This is a genomic window from Streptomyces sp. NRRL S-920 (assembly GCF_000717945.1).
Taxonomy (GTDB): Bacteria; Actinomycetota; Actinomycetes; order Streptomycetales; family Streptomycetaceae; genus Streptomyces; species Streptomyces alboniger.
Genome location: NZ_JODF01000039.1, coordinates 53,999 through 64,898 on the forward strand (window position 1 = coordinate 53,999; position 10,900 = coordinate 64,898).

At 72.9% G+C, this 10,900-nt stretch carries 9 protein-coding genes; 2 read left to right on the forward strand and 7 right to left on the reverse strand.

Annotated elements, in window-relative coordinates; translation table 11 throughout:
• Positions 1–17: 17 nt before the first annotated feature.
• From IG54_RS0125230 to rsmI, 7 genes are all read right to left on the reverse strand, one after another.
• Positions 18–1,361 (reverse strand): acyltransferase family protein, encoded by a 1,344-nt coding sequence (locus IG54_RS0125230; protein ID WP_030788790.1) that lies wholly within the window; start codon positions 1,359–1,361, stop codon positions 18–20.
• A 48-nt stretch (positions 1,362–1,409) separates the two neighbouring features.
• Positions 1,410–2,312, reverse strand: coding sequence for a 4-(cytidine 5'-diphospho)-2-C-methyl-D-erythritol kinase (locus IG54_RS0125235; protein WP_030788793.1), 903 nt, complete (start codon positions 2,310–2,312; stop codon positions 1,410–1,412).
• Entirely contained in the window at positions 2,309–3,175 is an 867-nt protein-coding gene (rsmA, locus tag IG54_RS0125240; RefSeq protein ID WP_030788796.1) for a 16S rRNA (adenine(1518)-N(6)/adenine(1519)-N(6))-dimethyltransferase RsmA, read from the reverse strand. Before rsmA ends, IG54_RS0125235 begins: the two co-directional genes overlap by 4 nt.
• A gap of 130 nt (positions 3,176–3,305) precedes the next feature.
• Complete coding sequence (locus tag IG54_RS0125245; protein WP_030788799.1) at positions 3,306–4,667, reverse strand: resuscitation-promoting factor; 1,362 nt, start codon at positions 4,665–4,667, stop codon at positions 3,306–3,308.
• Positions 4,668–4,775: 108 nt separating this feature from the next.
• The gene (locus tag IG54_RS0125250) at positions 4,776–5,651 is read right to left on the reverse strand and encodes a TatD family hydrolase (RefSeq protein ID WP_030788802.1); all 876 of its coding nucleotides are present in this window, start codon (positions 5,649–5,651) and stop codon (positions 4,776–4,778) included.
• Between the two features lie 73 nt (positions 5,652–5,724).
• A complete protein-coding gene (locus tag IG54_RS0125255; RefSeq protein WP_030788804.1) occupies positions 5,725–6,186 on the reverse strand; it encodes a hypothetical protein in 462 nt (153 codons plus the stop codon).
• 153 nt (positions 6,187–6,339) lie between these two features.
• Positions 6,340–7,236 (reverse strand): 16S rRNA (cytidine(1402)-2'-O)-methyltransferase, encoded by an 897-nt coding sequence (gene rsmI, locus IG54_RS0125260; RefSeq protein ID WP_030788806.1) that lies wholly within the window; start codon positions 7,234–7,236, stop codon positions 6,340–6,342.
• Between the two features lie 62 nt (positions 7,237–7,298).
• Between rsmI and IG54_RS0125265 the strand changes: the two genes are divergently transcribed.
• Both IG54_RS0125265 and IG54_RS0125270 read left to right on the forward strand, forming a co-directional pair.
• Positions 7,299–9,038: a dolichyl-phosphate-mannose--protein mannosyltransferase gene (locus tag IG54_RS0125265; protein ID WP_030788809.1), complete on the forward strand. Its 1,740-nt coding sequence runs from the start codon at positions 7,299–7,301 to the stop codon at positions 9,036–9,038.
• 126 nt (positions 9,039–9,164) lie between these two features.
• A complete protein-coding gene (locus tag IG54_RS0125270; protein WP_030788812.1) occupies positions 9,165–10,805 on the forward strand; it encodes a penicillin-binding transpeptidase domain-containing protein in 1,641 nt (546 codons plus the stop codon).
• Positions 10,806–10,900: the final 95 nt, after the last annotated feature.

Genomic DNA, 10,900 nt, shown 5'->3' on the forward strand with positions numbered 1-10,900 from the left:
GGGGGGACGATCGATCCTCAAGCGTAGTCGCCCGCGCGGGAGCGCCCCGCCCGCTCCACCAGCACCCACCCGGCGAGGGCCATCGCCACCGCCGCCGGAGCCGTCACACGGACGGCGACCAGCATCGCCGCGCGCCCCTCCAGCAGGCCGCCGAAGCCGACCATCGACAGGCCGAGCACCCCGAAGAGGCAGAGCGTGACGCCGAGCGCCGCCGTCGGGCCCGAGGCCGTCCCGGCGGGGCCGGGCTCTCCTGTCACGCCCGGCCGCTCGAAGCGGCGGAAGGCCGCCACGAGCGCCGCCGTCAGGGCCGCGGCCACCGCCATCCGCAGGGGCACCTGCGCCCACCACCCGGCGGTCGCGGGCTCGGGCAGCGGGACGTCGAGGGCGAGCAGCGTCCCGTACACCCCGAGCATCGCCGTCAGGTGCCACAGGAACGCCGTCATGGAGATGCCGTTGGCCACCACCACGCCGCGCCAGACGCGGGGCCGTGCCAGCCACCGGCTCGCCGGGGCGCGCAGCAGCTCCACCGCGCCGACCAGCCACATGCCGTGGCAGAGCAGGGCGAAGGTGGGCGGTGCCATGTTCGAGACGCGTTCGCCGGGCATGCCGACCATGGAGAGGGGATAGGGGCCGAGGGCGACCAGGAGCGAGGCGCCCGCGAGGCCCGCGCCCGCCAGGGCGTACGGCAGTCGCAGCTTGCCGTCCGCCCGCAGGAAGCCCAGCTGGTGCACCGCGAGCCAGACGAAGGCGAAGTTCAGGAACTCCACGTACGGCACGTCGAAGGTGAAGCGCGCCACGTCCACCGCGGCCGCGGCCCCCGCCAGCGCGCCGAACGCGCCCCACCCCCATCGCTCGTGCAGCCGCAGCAACGGGGGCGTGAGGGCGACCATCGCCAGATAGATGCCGATGAACCACAGCGGCTGGGCGACGAGCCGCAGCGCCACATCGAGCAACCCGCCTCCCTGGCCGCCCAGTTGGAGGACCAGGGCGAGCGCGCCCCACACGCCTATGAACACCATCGTGGGCCGCAGCAGCCGCTGGAGCCGTGCCCGCAGGAAGGCGGAGTAGACGGAGCCGTCCCCGGAGCCCCGGCTCAGCGAGCGGTACGACAGCGCGTGCGCGAAGCCGCCGACGAAGAAGAACACCGGCATGATCTGCAAGGCCCAGGTGAGCAGTTGCAGCTCCGGTACGACGGCGAGGAGGTTGCCGACCTCGGCGCGGCCGTCGTCGCCGACGGTCACGGCCGCCATCAGCCAGTGCCCGAGGACGACCGTGCCCAGCGAGGCGACCCGCAGCAGGTCGATGTACCGGTCACGCCCGGCGGGCGTCTTCTCGGCCAGTTCGCGAACGCTTGATCCCATGGACGTACGGTCGCGCGCGATCGGCCCTCGGCGTCAGCGCGCCCGTACTCATCCGGGAGTGAGTACCTGCGCGCCCTGCGCCGGGGAGGTCGCCACCCGCGCCGTGCGGCAGGTGCCGGAGGACGTCAGCGCGTCGGCCACCTTGTGCGCGGACGCGGCGTCGGCGGTGAGGAACGCCGTCGTCGGGCCCGAGCCGGAGACCAGCGCGGCGAGGGCGCCCGCCGCCGTGCCGGCCGCGAGGGTGTCGGCAAGGGAGGGGAAGAGGGAGAGGGCGGCGGGCTGGAGGTCGTTGCTGACCGTCGCGGCGAGCGCCTCGGTGTCGCCCGTGCGCAGGGCTTCGAGGAGCGCGGGGGATGCCTCGGGGGCGGGCGCGTCCGGGGTCAGCCGGTCGAACTCGCGGTAGACGGCGGGGGTGGAGAGCCCTCCGTCGGCGACGGCGAACACCCAGTGGAAGTCACCGCCGACCTCCAGCGGCTCCAGCTTCTCGCCGCGCCCCGTGCCGAGCGCGGCGCCGCCCACCAGACTGAACGGCACGTCGCTGCCCAACTCGGCGCAGATGTCGAGCAGTTCCTCGCGGGACGCCCGCGTCCCCCACAGCGCGTCGCACGCCACGAGCGCGCCCGCGCCGTCCGCGCTGCCGCCCGCCATGCCCCCGGCGACGGGGATGTCCTTGGCGATGTGGAGGTGGACGCCGGGCGGGATGCCGTACCGCGCGGCGAGCAGTTCGGCGGCGCGGGCGGCCAGGTTCGTACGGTCCAGGGGTACTTGATCGGCTCCGGGCCCCTCGCAGGTCACCCGCAGCTCGTCGGCGGCCGTGACCGTGACCTCGTCGTAGAGGCCCACGGCGAGGAAGACGTTGGCGAGGTCGTGGAAGCCGTCGGGGCGGGCGGCGCCCACCGCGAGCTGGACGTTGACCTTCGCGGGGACCCGTACGGTCACGGTCGCGCTCACGCGCCCGCCTCCTTGTGCTCCGCGATGCGCGCGAACTCCTCCACGGTCAGCGCCTCGCCGCGCGCCTGCGGCGAGACCCCGGCGGCGACCAGGGCGGCCTCCGCGGCGGCCGCGGATCCCGCCCAGCCGGACAGGGCGGCCCGCAGGGTCTTCCTGCGCTGCGCGAAGGCGGCGTCGACGACGGCGAAGACCTCGCGCTTGGAGGCGCTGGTCTTCACCGGCTCGGCGCGGCGCACCAGGGAGACGAGCCCGGAGTCGACGTTCGGAGCGGGCCAGAAGACGTTGCGGCCGATCGACCCGGCGCGCTTCACGTCCGCGTACCAGTTGGCCTTCACGGACGGGACTCCGTAGACCTTCGAGCCGGGGGCGGCGGCGAGCCGGTCGGCGACCTCGGCCTGGACCATCACGAGCGTGCGCTCGATGGTCGGGAAGGTGTCGAGCATGTGCAGCAGGACGGGTACGGCGACGTTGTACGGGAGGTTCGCCACCAGCGCGGTCGGGGCGGGGCCCGGCAGCTCGCGTACGAGCATGGCGTCGCTGTGCACCAGCGCGAAGGAGCCCGCCTTGTGCGGCAGGCGGGCATCGATGGTCGCGGGCAGCGCGCCGGCGAGTACGTCGTCGATCTCGACGGCGGTGACGTGCGCGGCACTCTCCAGCAGGGCCAGGGTCAGGGACCCGAGCCCGGGGCCGACCTCGACGACGACGTCGTCCGGGCCGACCTCCGCGGTGCGGACGATGCGGCGGACGGTGTTGGCGTCGATGACGAAGTTCTGGCCGCGCTGCTTGGTGGGGCGTACGCCCAGGGCAGCGGCCAGTTCGCGGATGTCGGCGGGGCCGAGGAGGGCGCCGTGCTCAGTGCTCACCGCACCAGGTTACGGTGCCTGGCCTGGCCCCTGGGCCTTGGGCGGAGGCTGCGTCTCGTTGTCGGCTGGCCGCCGGTGGGGGCTGGTCGCGCAGTTCCCCGCGCCCCTGACGGGGCAACGGTCGAGGTCGCTACCCATGGAGGCGTCGCCCGCAATGGGGCCAGGGGCTGGCCCCGCGCTGAACGTAGAGTTTTTTCGCTCGGAACGTCTGTTCCGAGGGCGACGCGTCCTGGGGGCGGCCCGAGCCGCCCAGGCCCTGCCAGGTCCTCGTATCGAACTGGTAGAGCCCGCCGTACGTGCCCGAGGCGTCCACCGCCCTCGGGCGGCCCCCCGACTCGCAGCGGGCCAGCGAACTCCAGTCGAGGCCGTCCGCCCCGGCCACCGACGACGGCATCTGTCTCGTGCCGACCTTCACGATCCGGTTCTGCGGCTCCCGCACCACCTCGGAGCCGATCATCCGCGGCTTCTGCTTGACGCCGTTGACGGTCCGCAGCGCGTAGGTGACGCGCCGCGCGCCCTGCCGTCCGGCCTGCACCACGACTTCCGTGCCCCGGAACAGCGTCGGGTCCTGCACCCTCTTGACCGCGAAGGGGATCGCCTCCTCCCGCACCTCCCGGGAGCCGGTGATCCGCATGACGGTGACCGTCATCCCGTCGCGCGGAAAGCTGTCGGGATCCACCGACGTGGTGTCCTGCCCGCGCAGCGTGACCCCGGCCTCCGCGACGGCCTCCCCCACGGTCGCCGCGTTCGTACGGATGGTCCGCTCCCGGCCGTCCGCCATGATCGTGACGGTGCGTTCCGTGCGGACGGCGAGGTCGAGGCCGTCCCTGCCGATGCGGCGGCTGCGCGAGGCCGACAGGTGGGCGCCCTCCGCGCGCACCCCGAGCTGGCGCAGGGCGCCGTCGACGGTGCGTGCCGTGGTCCACACCTTGCGCCGCTCGCCGTCGAGGGTGAGCCGGACGGGCCGCCCGTAGCGGACGGCGATCTCGTCGCCGCTGGCCAGGGCGGTGCCCGTCGCGGGCGCGACGATGTCGTGGGCGCCGACGGCGACGCCTTCGTCGGCGAGCAGCTCCCCGACGTCGTCGGCGAAGGTGTGCAGGGTGCGCGGCTTACCGTCGACGCTGAGCCGCACGGCCTTGTCGTCGGCGACGAACGCGGAGGTGCCGCCCGCGAGGAACGCGACGACGAGGGCCTGCGGAACCAGGCGGCGCAGCGCCTCGGCGGACCGCTCGGGCGCTGCCCGCTCGTCGTCGGCGGCCGGCCTCCCGCGGCGTGCGGCCCGCCGCGCCTCGGCCCGCCCGCCGCCGGGGGCAGCGGTCGCCTGCCGGGGGATGCCGCCCTCGAACCCGGCCTCGATCCCGCCCTCGGGCCTGCCCCCGGGCTCCACGTTCTCGTACACGTACGCCTGGTCGTACGGGACGGTCGGTGCGTACGCCGTCTCGTACGGCGGCGTGTACGGCACTTCATACGTCTCGTACTGCGAATTGCTCACGATGACGCTCCAGGGGTCCGGACCGGGCGGACAGAACCTAGCGGAGCTTTCGTCACTCTCCAAAGTTGAGCGACTACGTTGTGTCGTGGCGTTATCGGTTAGTAATCGTCAGTATCCGAAGGCGCGCGCGGTGTTCGAGGCGAGTGCCGTGGCCATCGCGTCCTCGTCGATTCCGCGGACCGCGGCCATGGCGCGCACTGTGACCGGAATGAGATACGGCGCGTTGGGCCGTCCGCGATAGGGGGCGGGCGTGAGGAAGGGCGCGTCCGTCTCGACGAGGACGAGTTCGAGCGGCGCGACGGCCAGGGCGTCCCGCAGCGGCTGCGCGTTCTTGAACGTGACGTTGCCCGCGAACGACATGAAGTAGCCGTGTTCCGCGCAGACCTGAGCCATCGCGGCGTCACCGGAGTAGCAGTGGAAGACGGTGCGCTCGGGGGCGCCCTCCTCCTTCAGGACGCGCAGCACGTCCTCGTGGGCCTCGCGGTCGTGGATGACGAGGGCCTTGCCGTGCCGCTTGGCGATCTCGATGTGGGCGCGGAAGGACCGCTCCTGGGCAGCCATGCCGTCCGGCCCGGTGCGGAAGTAGTCGAGGCCGGTCTCGCCGACGCCCTTGACGTGCTCCAGCGCGGCGAGCCGGTCGATCTCGGCGAGCGCCTCGTCGAGCGCGCCGTCGCCGCCCGCCTCGCGCGCGCCCTGCCGGGACCAGCCGTCGGGGTCGCCGAGCACGATCCGGGGCGCCTCGTTGGGGTGCAGGGCGACGGTGGCGTGGACGCGGTCGTGCTCGGCGGCGGTGCGCGCCGCCCACTGGGAGCCCCGGATGTCGCAGCCGACCTGGACGACCGTCGTGACCCCCACCGAGGCCGCCTTGGCGAGGGCTTCCTCCACGGTGCCCGACTGCATGTCGAGGTGGGTGTGCGAGTCGGCGACCGCCACCTGGAGCGGTGCGGGCAGGGGCGGCGGCGCGTCGGAGTTCTTCGAAGGCATGCTCCGATCCTACGAAGCGGCGGCGCGCGCCGGATCGCCCGAGCTGTCGGCACGCCCAGGATCGCCCGAGCTGTCAGCGCGCCCTGCGGTGCTGGAAGGGGTGCAGCAGATCGGAGAGGTGCCAGTGGCGGTCCCGGCCGCCCGGCTCCGTCACCGGCACCGGCCCGGGTCCCTGCGCCGGCACCGCCCCGGCTCCCTGGGCGCCGGCCTCGGTCGCGCCCGCGGGGCGGGTCTCGCCACGCCCGCGCTCGTACTGCCGCCGCATCGTGTCGAGCACCGACGAGACCTGCCCCGCGCGCATGATCCGCACGACGTGGCCGCCGCAGTTCAGACAGGTGGGGCGGGAGAGCGGGGAGGGCACGTGCTGGCCGTCCGCCCGGTACATCACGTATTCCTGGCCGCCGGCGTCCACGTGATGCTCTATCTCGTACGACTGTTCCCAGCCGTGTCCGCAGCGCATGCAGGCGAACGCGTAGGACTCGTGAACCACATTCAGTGCCGTGCGGGGATGACCGGTGTCCGCGATCTCACTCATGCCGCTGCTCCTCTTGTCCGAGGGACGGGCACCGCCGTCCCTTCGACCAGTGGACGCCTTTACGGGAGCGAGCGCATCAGACCTGTCGAGCGTTGGAGCCGATTTGGCCTTTCCTTAGGAAAGAGGCCTGGCGCGCGGCCCGCGCTTTGCCTTTCACGATAGTCCTTTGCCCTCCGATGGGCCGCTTCGATCCGCGTTCTTTGCCGCGACGACGGCATCGAACACCTCCCGCTTGGGAAGGCCCGCCTCGGCGGCGACCGCGGCGATCGCCTCCTTGCGTCGCTCCCCCGCCTCCTCGCGCACCCGCACCCTGCGCACCAGCTCCGCGGGGCCGAGGTCGTCCGCGCTCTTCTCGGGGGCGCCCTCGACGACGACGGTGATCTCGCCGCGCACACCGTCGGCGGCCCACTCGGCGAGATCCTTCAGCGAACCGCGCTTGACCTCCTCGTACGTCTTGGTCAGCTCGCGGCAGACCGCGGCCCTGCGCTCCTCGCCGAACGCCTCGGCCATCGCGGCGAGCGTGTCGTCGATGCGGTGCGGGGCCTCGAAGTAGACGAGCGTCCTGCGGTCCTCGGCGACCTCCTTGAGCCGCGAGAGCCGCTCGCCCGCCTTGCGCGGCAGGAAGCCCTCGAAGCAGAACCGGTCGACCGGCAGGCCCGACAGGGCGAGCGCGGTGAGCACGGCGGACGGGCCCGGCACGGCGGTCACCTTGATGTCCCGCTCCACGGCGGCCGCGACCAGGCGGTAGCCGGGGTCGGAGACCGACGGCATGCCCGCGTCCGTCACGAGCAGGACGCGCGCGCCGCCCGCCAGGGCCTCGACCAACTCGGGCGTGCGCGCGGTCTCGTTGCCCTCGAAGTAGGAGACGACACGGCCGCCGACCTGCACCCCGAGCGCCTGGGTGAGCCTGCGCAGGCGCCGCGTGTCCTCGGCGGCGACCACGTCGGCGGACGCCAGCTCGGCGGCGAGGCGCGGCGGCGCGTCGGCGACGTCGCCGATGGGGGTGCCTGCCAACACGAGGGTTCCGGGGGAATCTGCGCTTCCTGTCACGGATCCATCCTCGCAGGGCCGACGGGCGGGACTCGCACAGTCTGGTTCCCTACGATGGCGCGGTGACCAGTACCGCGCCTTCCCCGGACACCCGCGAGAGCCAGGCGGCCGAGGGGCAGCAGCCCTCCTGGCAGCGGCGGCTGCGCCGATTCGGCTACGTGGCGCGGCCCAGAGAGGACGTCACGGCGCGGCTTGTCCCCCCGTACACGCGGCCGAGCCCCCGCCTGTGGACGGCGCTCGGGCTGTCCAGGGCGGACGCCGACCTGGCGGTGCGCTGGTCGGCGTGGGCCGGACCGCTGCTGATCACGCTGGTCGCCGGGGTGATGCGGTTCTGGAACCTCGGCAGTCCGAGGGACGTGATATTCGACGAGACGTACTACGCGAAGGACGCCTGGGGGCTCATCCACCGCGGCTTCGAGGTCAACTGGCCGGACAAGATCAACGACGATGTGCTGCGGCAGGGCAGCGACATCGCGCTCCCGCACGACGCGGCGTACGTGGTGCACCCCCCGGTCGGCAAGTACGTGATCGGCCTCGGCGAGTGGCTGTTCGGCTTCAACCCGTTCGGCTGGCGGTTCATGACGGCGGTGCTCGGCACGCTGTCGGTCCTGATGCTGTGCCGGATCGGGCGGCGGCTGTTCCGCTCCACGTTCCTCGGCTGTCTGGCGGGCGCGCTGCTCGCCATGGACGGCCTGCACTTCGTGATGAGCCGCACGGCACTGCTCGACCAGGTCCTGATGTTCTTCGTGCTCGCCGCCTTCGGCTGCTTCCTCATCGACCGGGACAGGGCGAGGGAGAGACTCGCGGCCGCCCTCCCGGCCGACGAGGACGGTCTCGTACGCCCCGACCCGTACATCGCCGAGACGGTGCGCCTGGGGTGGCGGCCCTGGCGCTGGGCGGCCGGTCTCTGCCTGGGGCTCGCCTTCGGCACCAAGTGGAACGGCCTGTACGTCATGGTCTTCCTCTGTCTGATGACCGTGTTCTGGGACGTCGGCGCGCGCCGCGTCGCCGGGGCGGTGCGGCCCTACCGCGCGGTCCTGCGGCGGGACGTGCTCCCCGCGTTCGTGTCCACGGTCCCGGTGGCCCTCGCCACGTACGTCGTCTCGTGGCTCGGCTGGATCCTCTCCCCGGCGGACGGCTCCGGCGGCTACTACCGCGACTGGGCGGCGACGCAGGGCCGGGGCGGCAGCTGGACGTGGCTGCCGGACTGGGTGCGCAGCCTGTGGCACTACGAACACGCGGTCTACGAATTCCACGTGGGCCTCTCCTCGCCGCACACCTACCAGTCCAACCCCTGGAGCTGGATCGTCGACGGCCGCCCCGTCTCGTACTTCTACGAGTCGCCGCGGCCCGGCAAGCACGGCTGCCCCGCCGACACCACCGAGAAGTGCGCCCGCGAGGTCCTCGCGCTCGGCACCCCGCTGCTGTGGTGGGTCGGCGCCGGCGCGCTGCTGTACGTCCTGTGGCGGTGGGGGTTCCGGCGCGACTGGCGGGCGGGCGCGATCCTGTGCGGGGTGCTCGCGGGCTATCTGCCCTGGTTCTTCTACCAGGAGCGGACGATCTTCTACTTCTACGCGGTCGTCTTCGTGCCGTTCCTGTGTCTCGCGGTGGCGATGCTGATCGGCGCGATCCTGGGGCCGCCGGGATCCGGCGAGCGGCGCCGGGTGGCGGGTGCCGCGGCGTCGGGAGTCGTCGTTCTGCTCATCTTCTGGAATTTCATCTACTTCTGGCCGATCTACACCGGCACCGCGATCCCGATCGATTCCTGGCGATCCCGAATGTGGCTGGATACGTGGGTGTAAGAGGCCGCGTATCGGACACCTTCGGATAACGGCCGTCCCGGATTTCCCTTCCTCCCCATAAGGTGCCGGACGGACCGCCTTTCCGGACATCTCCTTCGGGAAGGCTCGCGGGGAGGGGAGCGCATCGTGCGCAGGGGAGTAAAGGCCGCTCTGGTCGGCGGGGTCTTCACCGCCATGGTGGGGGGCGCCGGTTTTGGCGCATACACCCTGGTGAACGGCGTGAACGGCGTGAGCGGGAACGGCGGTTCGCCCGGGGCGGGTCCGGTCGCCGTGAAGACGGGGCCGCCCAGCGGTGACGAGGTTCGCAAGGCCGCGCGGAAGTTCCTCGCGGCGTGGGCCGAGGGCGACGCCGGGCAGGCGGCCGCGTACACGAACGACCCCAAGACGGCCTCGTCCGCCCTGACCGGCTACCGGAAGGACGCGCACCTGACGAAGGTGAGGCTCACCCCGCGGCGGGCGTCCGGCACGCGCGTGCCGTTCGACGTGTCGGCCACGGTGTCGTACAAGGGCAGGAGCAAGCCCTTCGCGTACGACTCCGCACTCACCGTAGTGCGGGGCCGCACCACCGGCCGCCCGCTCGTCGACTGGTCGTCGGCCGTCCTGCACCCCTCGCTGGAGAAGGGCGACACCCTGGTGACGGGCGAGGCCCCGGCGCCGCCCATCCGGGCGGTGGACCGCGCGGGCGTCGTCCTGCGCGAGAAGGAGTACCCCTCGCTCGGCCCGGTCCTCGGCCAGCTGCGGAAGAAGTACGGGCGAAACGCGGGCGGCAGGGCGGGCGTGGAGCTGTACGTCAGGCACGCCGACGAGGAGGCGGGCACACATGCGCTGCTCACCCTCGCCAAGGGCAGGCCGGGCAAGCTGCGTACGACCCTCAGCGCGGCCGTGCAGAAGGCCGCCGAGCGGGCGGTCCTGCGGTACGACGACTCCTCGGTGGTGGCGGTGAAGCCGAGCACCGGCGAGGTGCTCGCGGTCGCCAACAACCGCACGGACTCCTGGAACGCGGCGTTCCTCGGCAAGGTGGCACCCGGCTCGACGATGAAGATCGTCACGGCGGCGATGCTCATCGACAAGGGCGTCACCAAGGCGGGCGGGGCCGCGCCCTGCCCGGCCACCGCGACCTGGCAGAGCCAGACCTTCCACAACCTGAAGGGCATGGCGCCGAACGAGTCGGCGACGTTCGCGGAGAGCTTCGCGCGCTCCTGCAACACCGCGTTCGTCAAGCTCGTCGACGAGGAGGGCCTCACGGACGCCTCCCTCACCGAGGAGGCGCGAAACGGCTTCGGCCTCGGCCGGGACGACTGGAAGGTCGGCATCCCCTCCTTCGACGGCTCCGTCCCCGCCTCCGCGGGCCCCGACCGCGCGGCCAACGCCATCGGCCAGGGCCAGGTCCAGATGAGCCCGCTGAACATGGCGTCGGTCACCGCGACCGCGATGACCGGCACCTTCCGGCAGCCGGTGATCGTGCCGAGGTCGCTCGACGACCGTGAACTGGCCACCGCCCGCGGCCTGCCCGCCGCCACCGTCACGCAGCTGCGCCAGATGATGCGCCGCACGGCGGTCAGCGGCACCGGGGCGCGGACCATGGCGAGCCTGACCGGGGACATCGGCGCGAAGACCGGCTCGGCGGAGGTGGACGGCCGGCAGACGTCCGACAGCTGGTTCACCGGCTACCGGGGCGATGTGGCGGCCGCCGCGATGACGCAGCGGGGCGGGCACGGCGGAGACGCGGCGGGGCCGATCGTCGCGGACGTCCTGCGGGCGGGCTAGGGCCTGTCCGGCGGATCAGGCCGCACTTGGGTGGCGGTCACCTTTCTGCGCTGGTGAGCGGGGTCTGGTGCGTCGAGATGCAAGGCGGAGGAGGG

Coding starts and splice junctions, on each gene's coding strand:
- IG54_RS0125255 (WP_030788804.1), bottom strand. CDS start 6,186: ATGAGTGAGATCGCGGACACCGGTCATCCCCGCACGGCACTGAATGTG.
- IG54_RS0125250 (WP_030788802.1), bottom strand. CDS start 5,651: ATGCCTTCGAAGAACTCCGACGCGCCGCCGCCCCTGCCCGCACCGCTC.
- IG54_RS0125230 (WP_030788790.1), bottom strand. CDS start 1,361: ATGGGATCAAGCGTTCGCGAACTGGCCGAGAAGACGCCCGCCGGGCGT.